A 15,085-nucleotide genomic window follows, 5' to 3' on the forward strand; every position below is an offset into this window, starting at 1 on the left:
CCCGGGCTTCAAACAGCGAAGCCTGGACCCGACGTGGTGAGTCTTGGGCTTATAGAGTGCTGAACATCGGGAAAGTCCCCAACAGCAGTGCAGCAATCAGTATGCAGATACAAACCAGCACTGCCCACTTCAGGGTGAAGCGCTGGTGGTCACCGAAATCGATACCGGCCAGGGCCACCAACAGATAGGTCGATGGAACCAGCGGGCTCAACAGGTGGACGGGCTGACCGACGATCGAGGCACGTGCCATTTCCACCGCGGTTATACCGTAGTGACTGGCGGCTTCGGCAAGTACCGGTAACACGCCGTAATAAAATGCATCGTTCGACATGAAGAAGGTGAACGGCATGCTTACCAACGCCGTGATCACCGCCAGGTACGGGCCGAGGAAATCCGGAATCACCGACAACAGGCTTTTCGACATGGCATCGACCATGCCGGTGCCCGACAGGATACCGGTGAAGATGCCGGCCGCAAAGATCAGCCCGACCACGGCCAGTACGCTACCAGCGTGAGCCGCGACGCGATCCTTCTGCTGTTGCAGGCAAGGATAGTTGACGATCATGGCGATACTGAACGCCACCATGAACAACACCGGCAACGGCAACAGGCCGGCGATCAGGGTGCACATCAGACCCAGCGTCAGGGCGCCGTTGAACCAGATCAGCTTCGGACGACGGGCATCCGGGAACTGCGAAACACTGATTTCGCTGTGGTCGATTTCATCGCCCACCAAGTGCAGTTCGCCCAGGCGCGCACGCTCACGTTTGCCGTAGAAGTAAGCGATGGCCAGGATCGCCACCACACCGGCCAGCATCGCCGGGATCATCGGGACGAAAATAGCCGACGGGTCCACGTGCAGTGCGCTGGCGGCACGGGCGGTCGGGCCGCCCCATGGGGTCATGTTCATCACGCCACCGGCGAGGATGATCAGGCCGGCCATGATCCGCGGGCTCATGCCGATGCGGCTGTAGAGCGGCAGCATGGCGGCCACGCAGATCATGTAGGTGGTCGCGCCGTCACCATCGAGGGAAACGACCAGCGCCAGTACAGCGGTGCCGACCGAAACCTTCAGCGGGTCACCCTTGACCATTTTGAGGATCTTGCGCACGGCCGGGTCGAACAGGCCGGAGTCGATCATCAGGGCGAAATACAAAATAGCGAACATCAGCATCACACCGGTCGGCGCGAGCTTGGTGATGCCTTCGAGCATCATCGGGCCGATTTTGGGACCGAAGCCGCCGAACAGGGCGAAGATGATTGGAATGAGGATCAGGGCGATCAGCGCGGACAGGCGCTTGGTCATGATCAGGAACATAAACGTGATGACCATGGCGAAGCCAAGGAAAGTCAGCATGGGAGTACTCCAGGCGTAGCGCGGCTAAGGAATGGGCGGATCGGGCGGGATCAGCGCAGAACGGGAAGCACGAGAGGTACGGACGGAGGCACAGCGAAGTGGCGGGTAGAAGAGGACATCAGAATCACCATTGTTGTTGTTAAATGGGCCTGGCGAGCAATCGAACACTCGCATTGGCCACCGGTCTTTTGCCGGTAGTGGCGGCGATCCTAATCGGGGAAGCTTTCAGCCAGCTTTCGCAATTGAAAGCTTTGACCGGATGCATGACCGGTCGTCGGACCAGGGCAGGGAGGTGAACCGGGTTACGGCCTTCGCGAGCAAGCCCGCTCCCACAAAGCCAATGTGGGAGCGGGCTTGCTCGCGAAGGCGTCAGTCATTACGCAGCAGGAGGAATGTCATGAACAATGTTCACACCGGCGGTTGCCACTGCGGGCAGCTGCGCTATCAATTCAGCGGGCCACTTCACGATATCGTCCACTGTCATTGTTCGATTTGCCGACGGGTCAGCGGCGGCATCGTGACCACCTGGATCACCGTGCCGGCATCCGCCTTTCAATGGCTGGCCGGGACGCCGTCGCGGTACGACTCTTCATCCACCTGCGCACGTTATTTTTGCGGTCACTGCGGGGCGCAGCTGGCGGTGGTAACGCACCTGAGCCCGGACAGCATCGACCTGACCATCGCCACCCTCGACCACCCCGAGCAGGCACCGGCGCAGCGGCACATCTGGACCGACAGCCGCCTGCCGTGGCTGCATCTGGACGAACACTTGCCCGGCGAGGCTGAAGAAACACTCTGATCAAAAAATAGACAGGTCCAGCGGTCGAATCGCACCCATCCAGATCGCATGCTCGGTGTGGTCGCGCAGATCGTCGCCGGTGTCCGGGTGTAAAAACACCACCAGGCCCTTGCGGTTGAGCGCCAGCCACGGCAGCACGTCGCCCAGCACCTGCGGCTCGAATGCCAACTGACAGCTCCAGTCCGGGTGCGGGCCGACCGGGCGCTCGTGCACACGGCCCATTTTCACTGGAAACAATTGCGCCGCCTGCTCACACAGCGCCCGCGCCTGCCCGATCGAGTCGGCATCGAAGTAAACATGGGCGTGATAGCCCGTGATCTGCTGCATTGCAATCCCTCTGAAAGCTGTTCGAACCCTCACCCTTTCCTGCGGGTCACACGTCATATAGACGCTGGGAAAAGGGTTCAGCCATGAAAAATGCCGAAACCCCCGTTGTGAAAGTGGTGCTTTATGGTGCCATGAGTAGCCTGGGCAGTGCGCTGATGGCTGAAATGCTAAGGCGCCAGCATGAAGTGATCGCGATTCTCGATGACCTCAATGCGCTGGCACCCCGTCCGGGGCTGCGCACCAAGACTGGCGACCTGTTCGACGCGCAACGGGTCAAGCAGAGTGTGGCCGGCAGCTCCGTGGTCATCTGTTTACTGGACGCTCCAGGCTTACCGTTCAACAGCGAACACGTGGAAAAAACCATCGTACCGGGTCCGGTCGAGCAAGTGCTGGCAGTTGACGCCTTGATTGAAGGCCTCCAGGGGGCAGGCGTTGCCCGGCTGTTTCTGGTGGGGGATTTCGGGGTGCTGGACGAGCCGGAGCTCGAGGACAGCCTGCAACGTCACGCCGCAGAGGAAATCCGCGAGGCGCTGCAAAGCAGTCCTTTGCAGTGGACGCTGGTCAACGAACCGCGCGGGGTACCGGGGCTGACCATCGAACATTTCGCCAACCCCGGCGGCAACCTCGAGCCGGGGCTGGCCGAACCGCTCGGGAGATTGGCCCGCACCGCCGTGGGTATTACCGATGAATTGCACCTGAAACTGCACATCGGCGAACACGTCAGTTTCATCGCAACCTCGGAACCTTGAATCGGGCTGCCCCTGTAGGAGCTGCCGAAGGCTGCGATCTTGTGACCCTCAAACCGCAATCGAAGGAAACGCCAACCCCGTCAATGACTCCGCGCTGCCCGCCTGTTCAGCCATCAACCAATCCACAAACTGCTGGATCAACACCCCGCGCCGTTTACGCTGGGGCAAAACCACGTAATAGCCCAGTCGGGACATCACCGTTTCGCCGATCGGTCGGCACAACAGTCCTTGCGCCAGCAAGTTATCCACAAGGTGGCGCCAACCGATGGCCACACCCTGACCACCAATCGCCGCCTGAATCAGCAAGGTGTAGTTGTCGAAACGCAGTTGACCGGGCGCCGGGGGCGAGGTGATGCCCAACTCGCGGAATACACCGCTCCAGTCGAACCAGTTACTGCTGTTTTCCCCCCGCAGATGCAGCAACGGAAACTCGAGCAAGGCCTGGGGGGGCAAGGGCAGGGAACGCTCGCCCAGCAACTGCGGGCTGCACACCGGAAACACTTCCTCACTGAACAGCCAATGGCTTTCACCCTGCTTGAAGCGGCCATCGCCGAACAGTACCGCCACATCGATATCGGTACGTAGCATGTTATGGCTGCGTTCACTGGTGACCAGGCTGACATCCACCTGCGGATTGGCCGCGTGAAAGCGGTGCAGACGCGGCATCAACCAATAGGCGGCGAAGGCAAAATCCGTGGCCACCTGCAGCACCTCATGCTGTTGCTGTGCGCTGATTGCGCTCAATCCTGCGTCGATATTCTGCAATCCGAGTTGAACCTGCTGAAAAAGTATCAGCCCGGCCTCAGTCAGTTCGATACCGCGATAAATGCGGTCGAACAATCGGGTCGCCAGTTGTTCTTCAAGGCGCTTGATCTGCTGGCTGATGGCCGGCTGCGTGGTGCCCAGCTCAACCGCCGCTGCGGTAAAGCTACGCTGGCGGGCTGCCGCTTCGAAGGCACGAAGCAGATCCAGTGACAGGTCACCCAGGGCGTCATACATAAGCTGTGCTTATCCTAGTCATTGCCGTGCATGGGCTTTACCGCGAAGAGCTTGGGTTTCATTCTCGAAGCCAGCACTCTCGCATAAACATCCACTATGGAATGCCGCGATCACATGAAGCGCAAGAACATTCTTTTCCTCATGGCCGATCAAATGGCCGCGCCAATGTTGCCGTTCTACGGCCCGTCGCCCATCAAGTTGCCCCATCTCAGCCGCCTCGCCGCACAAGGCGTGGTGTTCGACTCGGCTTATTGCAACAGCCCACTGTGCGCACCGTCGCGTTTCACCCTGGTCAGCGGCCAATTGCCGAGCAAGATCGGCGCCTACGACAACGCCGCCGACTTCCCCGCCGACGTACCGACCTATGCCCATTACCTGCGCCGCCTCGGTTACCGCACCGCCCTGTCGGGCAAGATGCATTTCTGCGGGCCGGACCAGTTGCACGGCTACGAAGAGCGCCTGACCAGTGACATCTACCCGGCCGACTACGGCTGGGCAGTGAACTGGGATGAGCCGGACGTGCGTCCGACCTGGTACCACAATATGTCCTCGGTTCTGCAAGCCGGCCCGTGCGTGCGCACTAACCAACTGGATTTCGACGAAGAGGTGGTATTCAAGGCCCAGCAGTACCTGTTCGACCATATCCGCGAGGAGGGCGACCAGCCGTTCTGCCTGACCGTTTCCATGACTCACCCACACGATCCGTACACGATTCCCAAGGCTTTCTGGGATTTGTACGACGACGCCGATATCCCACTGCCTGCAACCCCGGACCCGCATGACCTCGATCCGCACTCGCAGCGATTGCTCAAGGTCTATGACCTGTGGGACAAGCCACTGCCTGTGGATAAGATCCGCGATGCCCGCCGTGCCTATTTCGGCGCGTGCAGCTATGTCGACAGCAACGTCGGCAAACTCCTGCAAACCCTCGAGGATACAGGGCTGATCGATGACACCATCATCGTGTTTTCCGGTGACCACGGCGACATGCTCGGCGAGCGCGGCCTCTGGTACAAAATGCACTGGTATGAAATGGCCGCACGGGTGCCGCTGCTGATCAGCGCACCGGGGCAGTATGGCGCTGGCCGGGTCAACGCCAGTGTTTCCACGGCGGACCTGTTGCCGACATTCGTCGAACTGGCCGGCGGCTCGCTGGAACCGGGCTTGCCGCTGGATGGCCGTTCGTTGGTGCCGCACCTGCAAGGGCAGGGTGGTCACGATGAAGTGTTCGGCGAATACATGGCCGAAGGCACCATCAGCCCGCTGATGATGATCCGCCGCGGTGCCTATAAATTCATCTACAGCGAAGACGACCCTTGCCTGCTCTTCGACGTACACAATGACCCTCGCGAACTGGAAGAACTCAGCCATTCGCCGCAACATCGTCAGCTGTTCGACGACTTTCTCGCTGAGGCGCGGGCGAAGTGGAATATTCCAGCCATCCACCAGCAGGTGCTCGCCAGCCAGCGACGCCGGCGTTTCGTGGCCGAGGCGTTGACCCTCGGCAAGCTGAAGAGCTGGGATCACCAGCCGCTGGTGGACGCCAGTCAGCAATACATGCGCAACCACATCGACCTCGACGATCTGGAACGTAAAGCACGTTATCCACAACCCTGCCAAAACCAATAACGTTAAGGGGAAGTCCATGCAAAGGTTATCCACAGTACTGACGGTCGGGCTCCTGGCTCTGGGCAGCGCATCGGCGTTTGCCGATCAGAGTTGCGAGACCGTGAAGATGGCCGACCCGGGTTGGAGCGACATCGCCGCGACCAACGCCATCACCGGGTTCCTGCTGGACGGCATGGGCTACAAGGCCAAGGTCGACACCCTCGCGGTGCCGATCACTTTTGGCGGGCTCAAGGATGGCCAGGTCGATGTGTTCCTGGGTAACTGGATGCCAGCGCAGCAGGGTTTCTATGACAAATTCGTCGCCAACGGCGATGTCACGCAACTGGCGAAGAACCTCGACGGCACCGAATTCACCCTTGCCGTTCCAGACTATGTGTGGGACGCGGGTGTGCATAACTTTGCCGACCTGAACAAATATGCCGACAAGTTCGACCGCAAGATCTACGGCATCGGCTCCGGTGCACCGGCGAACATCTCGCTGCAAGAGATCATCAAGAAAAACGATTTCGACATGGGCCAGTGGAAACTGGTCGAGTCCAGCGAGCAAGCCATGCTGGCGGAAGTGTCCCGCGCGGTGAAAAAGCAGAAATTCGTGACCTTCCTCGGCTGGACCCCGCACCCGATGAACGTGCAGCTGAAAATGCATTACCTCAAGGGCGGCGAGAAGTACTTCGGTGACACCGGCAGCGTGCACACACTGACCCGCAAAGGTTATGCACAGGCCTGCCCGAACGTCGGCAAGCTGCTGACCAACCTGAGCTTCACCCAGGACATGGAGAACAGCATCATGGCCGAGGTGGTGAACAACAAGGTCAGCAACGCCGACGCCGCCAGGGCGTGGATCAAGGCCAACCCGGCGGTGTTGGACAAGTGGCTTGATGGTGTGAAGACCGTGGATGGCAAGGACGCGCTGCCGGCGGTCAAAGCCAAACTCTAACCAGAGTCGATTTGGATTTGTGTGGAGAGGGGGCTTGCCCCCGTTGGACGGCCCAGCCGTCCCAAAGCCAGCAACTGTGGTTTATCAGGTAAACCGCATGCAATGGTTTACGATTGCTTCGCAATCGATCGGGGGCAAGCCCCCTCGCCACAGCAAGCCCCCTCGCCACAATGTTTGCCTGGTCCTGATACTCTTTCGTAAAACCCCAACCGAGAGGCCCCATGGCCCTGCCAAGCCGCCATTCACTCTTTCCATTCCTCAGTTGGCTGCCCAAGCAAACCCGTGCCAGTGTCGGGCGCGACCTGGTCGTCGGCCTCAGCGGCGCGATTCTGGCGTTGCCGCAATCCATTGCCTACGCGCTGATTGCCGGCCTCCCTCCGGAATACGGCCTCTATGCCGCAATCATCCCCGTGCTGATCGCCTGCCTCTGGGGCTCGTCGTGGCATTTGATCTGTGGTCCTACGGCGGCCATCTCGATTGTCCTGTACGCCAGCGTCAGTCCTCTGGCCGTTCCGGCCTCGCAGGACTACGTCATGTTGATCCTGTTGCTGACGTTTCTTGCCGGCATCTTCCAGTGGCTGCTGGGTTTGCTGCGGTTTGGCGCGCTGGTGAATTTCGTCTCGCACTCGGTGGTGCTCGGCTTCACCCTTGGGGCTGCCGTGGTGATTGCCATCGGTCAATTGCCTAACCTGCTGGGACTGGACCTGCCCAGCCAAGCCACCGCGCTGGACAGTTTCATCACGTTGTTGCGCCATCTCGGCGAAATGGACAAACCTTCGCTGGCGCTGGGCGCGGCGACTGTGGTGGTCGGCGTGATCCTCAAGCTGTTGCTGCCACGCTGGCCGACGCTCTTGATCACCCTGATTCTTGGTGGATTGCTCGTCTGGCTTTGGCCGTCGATATTCGGGCACGTGCAACTGGTCAGCGCCTTCACCGGCAAGCTGCCGCCTTTCAGTCCGTTGCTACTGGACCTCGACCTGATCCTGCGCTTGCTGCCCAGCGCCGTGGCGGTTGGCATGCTCGGACTGGTCACCAGTCTGTCGATTGCCCGCTCGATCTCTGCACGTTCGCAGCAATTACTCGACGCCAACCAGGAAGTTCGCGCCCAGGGCTTGTCGAACATGGTCGGCGCGTTTTTTTCCGGATCGCTGTCCGCTGGCTCCTTCACCCGCTCGGGTCTCAGCTACGAGGCCGGCGCCTGCTCACCGCTGGCAGGGATTTTTTCGGCACTGTGGGTGGCGATGTTCGCCCTATTCGGCGCGCGGTTGATCGAACAAATCCCGATTCCGGCCATGGCCGGCAGCATTCTGTTGATCGCCTGGGGACTGGTGGACCATCGCGGCATTCGCGCGTTGTTGCGGGTCAGCCGCGCCGAGTTCGTGGTCATGGCGCTGACCTGCGTCGCCACGCTGCTGCTGGAATTGCAAACGGCAATCTACGCCGGCGTATTGGCCTCGCTTTTTTTCTATCTCAAACGCACATCGCAGCCACGGGTGCAGCATGTACGTGATGGCGAGGAGGACATTCTGCGGGTTGGCGGTTCGATCTTTTTCGGTGCCAGCCACTACCTGCAAGTACGCCTGCAACGCATGCACGGCGCGCGCGTGGTGATCGAGGCACAGCAGATCAACTTCATCGATTACTCAGGGGTGGAAATGCTGCACCAAGAGGCGCGACGATTGCTGCGCCAGGACCGCAGCCTGACCTTGCGCCGGGCCCGGCCGCAGGTGGTGGAAGAACTGAGGAAGCTGGAAGGGGCCGAGAAATGCCCGATCCGGTTTGAGGATTAAACAGATCGCCCCCTGTAGGAGCGAGCTTGCTCGCGAAGGTCGTGAACGATAACGCGCAAAACCAGATGCCCAGGGTGCCCTCGGGTTTTTCGCGAGCAAGCTCGCTCCTACAGTTGGTTATAGGGCCAATTGCCGGCGAAGTTCAGCCAACACCGGCGCTGTATCCGGTCGCACGCCGCGCCACAGGAAAAACGCCTCCGCGGCCTGCTCGGCCAGCATCCCCAAGCCATCCATCGCCACCGCAGCCCCGTGCTCGCTGGCCCAGCGGCAGAACGAGGTCGGCTCCTTGCCGTACATCATGTCGTAGCACACCGTTTTGCCCGGTTCGATCAGGCTGGGCGCAATCGGCGGCACATCGCCCGTGAGGCTCGCGGAAGTCGCGTTGATGATCAGGTCCACCGACTCCTGCAACCAGTCATAGCCACTGGCCGAGACCGGCCCCAGATCGCAGAACAGCTCCGCCAGCAGCTCGGCCTTGTCCACCGTGCGGTTGGCGATGATCACCGAAGCCGGTTGCTCGGCCAGCAACGGCTCCAGGGCGCCGCGCACTGCGCCGCCAGCGCCAAGCAGCAGGATGCGTTTGCCCTTGAGGCTGAATCCGGCGTTGACCGTCAGGTCCCGCACCAGCCCGGCACCGTCGGTGTTGTCGCCCAGCAGGCTGCCATCGGCCAGTTTACTCAAGGTATTGACCGCACCGGCGCGCTGCGCCCGCGCCGTCAGGCTGTTCGCCAGTCGGTAGGCCTCTTCCTTGAACGGCACCGTCACATTGGCGCCGCGTCCTTCAAGGAAAAACGTCCGGGCACAGGTGGAAAAGTCGTCGAGTGGCACCAGCATTGTGCTGTAGTCCAGCTTTTGCGCGGTCTGCTCGGCGAACAGGCGGTGGATCAACGGTGACTTGCTGTGGCCAATCGGGTTACCGAATACGACATAACGGTCCATCAGGATTCCTCGTTCAAGCTTCGGCCAACCAATCGCGGTCCTGCAGGAAGTACTCGGTCAGGCGCGCTTCTTCGCTGCCAGGCTCGGCCTTCCAGTCGTAGCCCCAGCGCACTTGCGGTGGCAGCGACATCAAGATCGACTCGGTACGCCCGCCCGATTGCAGGCCGAACAATGTGCCGCGGTCGTAGACCAGGTTGAATTCAACGTAGCGGCCACGGCGGAACTCCTGGAACTCGCGCTGCTTGGCCGTGAACGCGTCATTCTTGCGGCGCTGCACGATCGGCAGGTACGCATCGATGTACGCGTCGCCGATGGCACGCATGAAGGCGAAGCTGGTGTCGAAATCCCACTCGTTCAGGTCGTCGAAAAACAACCCGCCGATGCCACGCGGCTCGTGACGATGCTTGATGTGGAAGTAGCTGTCGCACCAGGCCTTGTAACGCGAGTAGACGTCCGGGCCGAACGGTGCACAGGCCTGCTCGGCGATGCGATGCCAGTGGATGCAGTCTTCTTCATTGCCGTAATACGGGGTCAGGTCGAAGCCGCCGCCAAACCACCAGACCGGTTCTTCACCTTCTTTTTCAGCGATGAAAAAGCGCACGTTGGCGTGGGAAGTCGGCACATGGGGGTTGTGCGGGTGAATCACCAGCGACACGCCCAAGGCTTCAAAGCCACGGCCCGCCAGTTCCGGCCGGTGGGCGCTGGCTGAGGGTGGGAGACCGCTGCCGAAGACGTGGGAAAAGTTCACGCCACCCTTTTCAATCACCGTGCCGTTTTCAATCACGCGGGTGCGACCGCCACCGCCGGCCGGCCTGGTCCAGGCGTCTTCGACGAATGGCGTGCCACCGTCTTCGGCTTCCAGGGCGGCGCAGATACGGTCTTGCAGGTCGAGCAGGTAGGCTTTTACGGCCTCGGTGCGGGTCGTCATGTCATCACCTTGAATCGGGCAAAACAACGCGGCGCTCCATTGGAGCTCAGCCTGCGCAAATGGGCGCGTAGCATAACATCGCAAGTTACCCCTTCGCAGTTGACGAAAATCAAGCTTAGGAGTCCGATAGGGCGCTTGGCAAAACGACCTATGGAGAGTTCTGATGGCAAAGCGTATCCAGTTTCGCGCCCATGGCGGTCCCGAAGTGCTCGAGTATGTGGATTACCAACCCGCCGAGCCAGGTCCGAAGGAAGTGCGCGTGACCAACAAGGCCATCGGCCTGAACTTCATCGACACCTATTACCGTAGCGGCCTGTACCCGCCGCCATCCCTGCCATCGGGCCTCGGCGCGGAGGGTGCGGGCGTGGTCGAGGCGGTCGGCGGCGACGTGACCCGCTTCAAGATCGGCGATCGCGTGGCCTATGGCAGCGGCCCTCTGGGCGCCTACAGCGAAGTTCATGTGTTGCCCGAGGCCAATCTGGTAAAACTGCCGGACGCCATCAGCTTCGAACAGGCCGCAGGCGTGATGCTCAAGGGCCTGACCGTGCAGTACCTGCTGCGTCAGACTTATGAACTCAAGGGTGGCGAAACCATCCTGTTCCACGCTGCAGCCGGTGGTGTCGGTTCCCTGGCTTGCCAATGGGCCAGGGCTTTGGGCGTGAAGCTGATCGGTACGGTCAGTTCGGCCGAGAAAGCCGCACTGGCCAAGGCCAACGGCGCTTGGGCGACCATCGACTACAGCCATGAAAACGTCACCCAGCGCGTGCTGGAATTGACCGACGGCAAAAAAGTCCCGGTGGTGTACGACGGCGTTGGCAAGGACACCTGGCTGACATCACTCGACAGCGCCGCACCGCGTGGCCTGGTGGTGAGTTTCGGCAATGCGTCCGGTGCGGTCGACGGCGTGAACCTGGGGATCCTGGCGGGGAAAGGCTCGCTGTACGTGACCCGGCCAACCCTGGGCACTTATGCGAACAACGCCGAGAACCTGCAACGCATGGCCGACGAGTTGTTCGAGATGATCATCAGCGGCAAGCTGACCGTGGACATCAGTCAGCGTTTTCCACTGGCTGACGCGGCGAAGGCGCAGACCGAGTTGTCGGCACGGCGTACGACGGGTTCGGTTGTTCTGTTGCCCTGAATGGGTCGTTGACTGGTAGGGCCCCTTCGCGAGCAAGCCCGCTCCCACACTGGATCTGTGTCGTTCACAGATCCAGTGTGGGAGCGGGCTTGCTCGCGAAGGAGGTCAACCCGGTCTTAATCCGGGCGCACAACCTTGCCGGTCGCCAGATCGCGAATCACGCTCGGGTTCTTGCGCCCGCCCAGATTGCCACCCAGTACCAGATCCAACTGACCACGGAAGTACTGCTCGACGCGAAGCCGCGTGCGTGCCGCCGGGCGTCCCTGCGGGTTGGCCGACGTCGACACCAGCGGCCCGACCAGTGCGCACAAGTCCCGCACCAGAGGGTGATCACTGACCCGCAGCGCCACGGTTTCATGCACGCCGGTAATCCATTGCGGCAGCAGGTTCTGGTGCGGCACCAGCCAAGTGTTCGGACCTGGCCAGGTACTGGCCATGCGGTCCATCCACAACTCGGGGAAGTCATCGAAGAGGAAATCGAACTGTCGGATGTTGTCCGCGACCAGGATCAGCCCTTTATCCTCGGACCGCCCCTTGATCAGCAGCAGACGCTCTACCGCTTCCTCGTCCCACGGGTCGCAACCCAGGCCCCAGACTGCTTCGGTTGGGTAGGCAATCACCGCCCCGGCGCGAATTGCTTGCGCGGCTTGTTGCACACGCCAACTGTTGACCATGAAAAACTCTCCAGAATAAGGCTCTGCGCAGTTTACCGATCTTGTTTATAAAACCTAGCTCACCCGTGCAAACCAACGCCCGCTTTCGCAAATAGCGCGACCGTCCATTTCAAGTTCAGTCAACGCCGCCAGCACTTTCGGCAAGGTCCAGCCGCTTGCATCGGCCAATGCTTCACTGGTCAGAGGTGCGGCATGCAGCAACTTCAACAGGGGGTGAGTCGTTTCAGGGGTAAAGGATTCTGTGGATAACGGCAGTCGTTGCCAGCCGCGCAAGGCTTCGAGGATATGTTCGATGGTTTCCACCAGCACCGCACCGTCGCGAATCAACTGATGGCAGCCGCGGGCACCGGGATGATGGATCGACCCGGGCATCGCAAACACCTCGCGCCCCTGTTCCGCCGCCAGCCTCGCGGTGATCAGTGAACCGCTGGCGACACTGGCTTCGACCACCAGCACCCCGAGGGACAGACCACTGATGATCCGGTTGCGCCGGGGGAAATTGCCGGCGCTGGGGCCGGCATCCAGTGGAAACTCCGAAAGTACCGCGCTGCCCGAGGCGATCATGGCGTCCGCCAGGCGTCTATTTCGCTGTGGATAAAACTTCTCGAGCCCCGTGCCGAGCACACCCACCGTTTGCCCGCCGACATCCAATGCGGCCTGATGTGCGGCGGCGTCAATGCCCAGGGCCAGGCCGCTGGTAATGACAAAACCGGCACCCGCCAGGCTGCGGGAAAACGCGGCAGCGGTGTCCATCCCTGGTCGGGACGCACGACGGCTGCCGACCATCGCCAGTTGTGGTTTTTCTAGAATGCCCGGATCGCCGGCGACAAATAACAGCGGTGGTGCATCACTGATTTGTGCCAGCAGCGCCGGGTAGTCCGGTTGGTCCCACATCAGTAAATGCTGGGCCGGATGCTCCAGCCAAGCCAATGCATGACTGGCGCCGTCACGGATCTCAGCGCTACGCCTGGCCTCGGAACAGGCCAGCGGCAAACCCAGCGCGCGCCAGGCACTGGCGGGTGCACTGAGGGCTTTGGATGCCGAGCCGAAGGCTTCGAGCAACTTCTTGAAACGCGCCGGGCCGAGTTCCGGCAAACGGTGCAGACGTAAACGAGCTTCCAGTTCCGCGGGGGAAACCGGTGTAACGGCAGACAGCGACATGGATCATCCTTGATCGTTATGAGCACCCATACAAACGGGAATAAGCTGTGGATAACTCTGTTGGTAACTTGTGAAGCACTCTTACGGATTTCGTACCTTGTCCATCACCGACAGCGAGCGTGAAGCGCTGAGCACCAGCCCATAACTGAGTTTGTCGTAGGTACGGAAAACCATCAGCAGACCGGCGCGCTCATCGGGAATTTTCAACGGCTGACCGGTGATCCGGTCCCGCACTGTTTCGCCGGTTTTCATCACTGCCAGCAGATTGCCTTCGACCAGACCGTCGCGCAGCCCCTTGTTCAGGGTAACCACGTCCAACTCGCCGATCTGCGTGACCCCGCGCGGAACATCGATGATCAAACCGTTGATTTCGTGGCTCGGTGCCCTGGGCGTGAAGGTCGAGTTGATCGCCTGCTCTTCACCGCTGAACAAGCGATCGCCGAGGCGGACCTCCTGGGTCGTGCGTTGCAACTCCAGGGTAGCGACGTCACCTTCGATGGCGACGACATCGCCGCCGCCGATGTCGTCGGCGTTGATCCCCAGGATTTCCTTGCTCTGCGGATCGGTGTAGACCTTGCCTTGGCGGAAGATACCGTACGCCGGTTGCGCCGGATCGAATTGGCCGCGGGCAAAGATGCGGTCACCCGCGCCGCTGAGCACCCGTTCGGAATCACCAGCGACGATGTAAGGCGCCTTGGTGAAATCCTCGGCCTTGTCGACGATGCGGTTGCTCAGCAGAAAGCTGTTGATCGATTTGAGCGCAATGCCGGGGATAACCTCGGCCACCGGGCTGCTGCGAACCTGAGGCGACAGCTTTATGGTGGGAATATCTTCCCGAAGTTGCCCCTGCCCGTACGCCCAGCCTGCCGAAGCCAGGAGCAGCAGGGCGAGTAGTGATTTCCTCATGCGGTGAATCCCTTTATTATGTGCATTCGCGTAAAACGCCAGAGCCGTCAGTGGCTCGCTCCCGGCTTGCTTGTCAAAACTTGCTTGTCAACAGAAGGGAGCTACGTTTTACAACGGTAGCCTGCATTTCTTCGGACCCGCCAGGCCATCGACCCGACCTTACTTCACACGTGCACTGATCAAGCTTATGGCCATTTTAAACATCCTCGAATTCCCTGATCCGCGTCTGCGCACTATCGCCAAGCCAGTGGCCGTAGTGGACGACGAAGTGCGTCAGTTGGTCGACGACATGTTTGAAACAATGTATGAAGCGCCTGGCATCGGCCTCGCCGCTACCCAGGTCAACGTGCACAAACGTATCGTCGTGATGGACCTCTCCGAAGACCGCACCGAGCCGCGAGTGTTCATCAACCCCGAGCTCGAACCGCTGACCGACGACATGGGCCAGTACCAGGAAGGCTGCCTGTCGGTGCCGGGCTTCTACGAAAACGTCGATCGCCCGCAACGGGTCAAGGTCAAGGCACTGGACCGCGACGGCAAGCCATACGAACTGATCGCCGAAGATTTGCTCGCGGTGTGCATCCAGCACGAATGCGACCACCTCAATGGCAAATTGTTCGTCGATTACCTGTCCACGCTCAAACGCGACCGCATCAAGAAGAAACTGGAAAAGCTTCATCGCCAGAACGCCTGATGCCCATCTTCAAAGGCTTGCTGCGGCAAGCCTTTTTCTTTTCAAGAGACGTCAC

At 60.6% G+C, this 15,085-nt stretch carries 14 protein-coding genes and 1 pseudogene; 7 read left to right on the plus strand and 8 right to left on the minus strand.

Going from position 1 to position 15,085, the window contains the following annotated elements; all coding sequences use genetic code 11:
• Nucleotides 1-49 precede the first annotated feature (49 nt).
• Nucleotides 50-1,357 carry a CitMHS family transporter gene (locus tag AB7M25_RS00465; RefSeq protein ID WP_116579845.1) on the minus strand — a complete coding sequence of 436 codons (1,308 nt, stop codon included), beginning with the start codon at nt 1,355-1,357 and terminating at the stop codon, nt 50-52.
• A 397-nt stretch (nt 1,358-1,754) separates the two neighbouring features.
• On the opposite strand from AB7M25_RS00465, the gene AB7M25_RS00470 reads away from it, so the two are divergent.
• Nucleotides 1,755-2,156: a GFA family protein gene (locus AB7M25_RS00470; RefSeq protein WP_015092871.1), complete on the plus strand. Its 402-nt coding sequence runs from the start codon at nt 1,755-1,757 to the stop codon at nt 2,154-2,156.
• Here AB7M25_RS00470 and AB7M25_RS00475 read toward each other — a convergent pair whose 3' ends face one another.
• A complete protein-coding gene (locus AB7M25_RS00475) occupies nt 2,157-2,483 on the minus strand; it encodes a DOPA 4,5-dioxygenase family protein (protein WP_015092870.1) in 327 nt (108 codons plus the stop codon).
• A gap of 83 nt (nt 2,484-2,566) precedes the next feature.
• Between AB7M25_RS00475 and AB7M25_RS00480 the strand changes: the two genes are divergently transcribed.
• Nucleotides 2,567-3,232: an NAD(P)-dependent oxidoreductase gene (locus AB7M25_RS00480; RefSeq protein WP_429517590.1), complete on the plus strand. Its 666-nt coding sequence runs from the start codon at nt 2,567-2,569 to the stop codon at nt 3,230-3,232.
• Between the two features lie 48 nt (nt 3,233-3,280).
• On the opposite strand, the gene AB7M25_RS00485 is transcribed toward AB7M25_RS00480, so the two are convergent.
• Nucleotides 3,281-4,231 (minus strand): choline sulfate utilization transcriptional regulator, encoded by a 951-nt coding sequence (locus tag AB7M25_RS00485; RefSeq protein ID WP_429386804.1) that lies wholly within the window; start codon nt 4,229-4,231, stop codon nt 3,281-3,283.
• Nucleotides 4,232-4,345: 114 nt separating this feature from the next.
• Between AB7M25_RS00485 and betC the strand changes: the two genes are divergently transcribed.
• The 3 genes from betC to AB7M25_RS00500 all read left to right on the plus strand — a co-directional run bounded on the left by betC (nt 4,346) and on the right by AB7M25_RS00500 (nt 8,587).
• Nucleotides 4,346-5,860 (plus strand): choline-sulfatase, encoded by a 1,515-nt coding sequence (gene betC / locus AB7M25_RS00490; protein ID WP_454236874.1) that lies wholly within the window; start codon nt 4,346-4,348, stop codon nt 5,858-5,860.
• A 16-nt stretch (nt 5,861-5,876) separates the two neighbouring features.
• Nucleotides 5,877-6,797 (plus strand): choline ABC transporter substrate-binding protein, encoded by a 921-nt coding sequence (choX, locus tag AB7M25_RS00495; RefSeq protein WP_429386810.1) that lies wholly within the window; start codon nt 5,877-5,879, stop codon nt 6,795-6,797.
• A gap of 221 nt (nt 6,798-7,018) precedes the next feature.
• Complete coding sequence (locus AB7M25_RS00500; protein WP_429517586.1) at nt 7,019-8,587, plus strand: SulP family inorganic anion transporter; 1,569 nt, start codon at nt 7,019-7,021, stop codon at nt 8,585-8,587.
• A gap of 117 nt (nt 8,588-8,704) precedes the next feature.
• Here the strand turns inward: AB7M25_RS00500 and aroE are convergent, their stop codons facing one another.
• The gene (gene aroE, locus AB7M25_RS00505) at nt 8,705-9,526 is read right to left on the minus strand and encodes a shikimate dehydrogenase (RefSeq protein ID WP_429386816.1); all 822 of its coding nucleotides are present in this window, start codon (nt 9,524-9,526) and stop codon (nt 8,705-8,707) included.
• Between the two features lie 13 nt (nt 9,527-9,539).
• Nucleotides 9,540-10,454, minus strand: a complete 915-nt coding sequence (hemF, locus tag AB7M25_RS00510; protein ID WP_104450455.1) for an oxygen-dependent coproporphyrinogen oxidase — start codon at nt 10,452-10,454, stop codon at nt 9,540-9,542.
• 163 nt (nt 10,455-10,617) lie between these two features.
• Here hemF and AB7M25_RS00515 point away from each other — a divergent pair, with 163 nt between their 5' ends.
• Nucleotides 10,618-11,595 carry an NADPH:quinone reductase gene (locus AB7M25_RS00515; RefSeq protein ID WP_454236875.1) on the plus strand — a complete coding sequence of 326 codons (978 nt, stop codon included), beginning with the start codon at nt 10,618-10,620 and terminating at the stop codon, nt 11,593-11,595.
• A gap of 116 nt (nt 11,596-11,711) precedes the next feature.
• Here AB7M25_RS00515 and AB7M25_RS00520 read toward each other — a convergent pair whose 3' ends face one another.
• The 3 genes and pseudogenes from AB7M25_RS00520 to AB7M25_RS00530 all read right to left on the minus strand — a co-directional run.
• Entirely contained in the window at nt 11,712-12,269 is a 558-nt protein-coding gene (locus AB7M25_RS00520; protein WP_007969864.1) for an L-threonylcarbamoyladenylate synthase, read from the minus strand.
• Between the two features lie 54 nt (nt 12,270-12,323).
• Complete coding sequence (gene dprA / locus AB7M25_RS00525) at nt 12,324-13,430, minus strand: DNA-processing protein DprA (protein WP_429517583.1); 1,107 nt, start codon at nt 13,428-13,430, stop codon at nt 12,324-12,326.
• Between the two features lie 81 nt (nt 13,431-13,511).
• Nucleotides 13,512-14,252, minus strand: a pseudogene (locus AB7M25_RS00530) (peptidoglycan-binding protein); the annotation flags it as partial.
• Nucleotides 14,253-14,523: 271 nt separating this feature from the next.
• Between AB7M25_RS00530 and def the strand changes: the two are divergent.
• A complete protein-coding gene (gene def / locus AB7M25_RS00535; protein ID WP_007969867.1) occupies nt 14,524-15,030 on the plus strand; it encodes a peptide deformylase in 507 nt (168 codons plus the stop codon).
• Nucleotides 15,031-15,085 lie beyond the last annotated feature (55 nt).

This window comes from Pseudomonas sp. AP3_22 TE3818, from assembly GCF_053628995.1.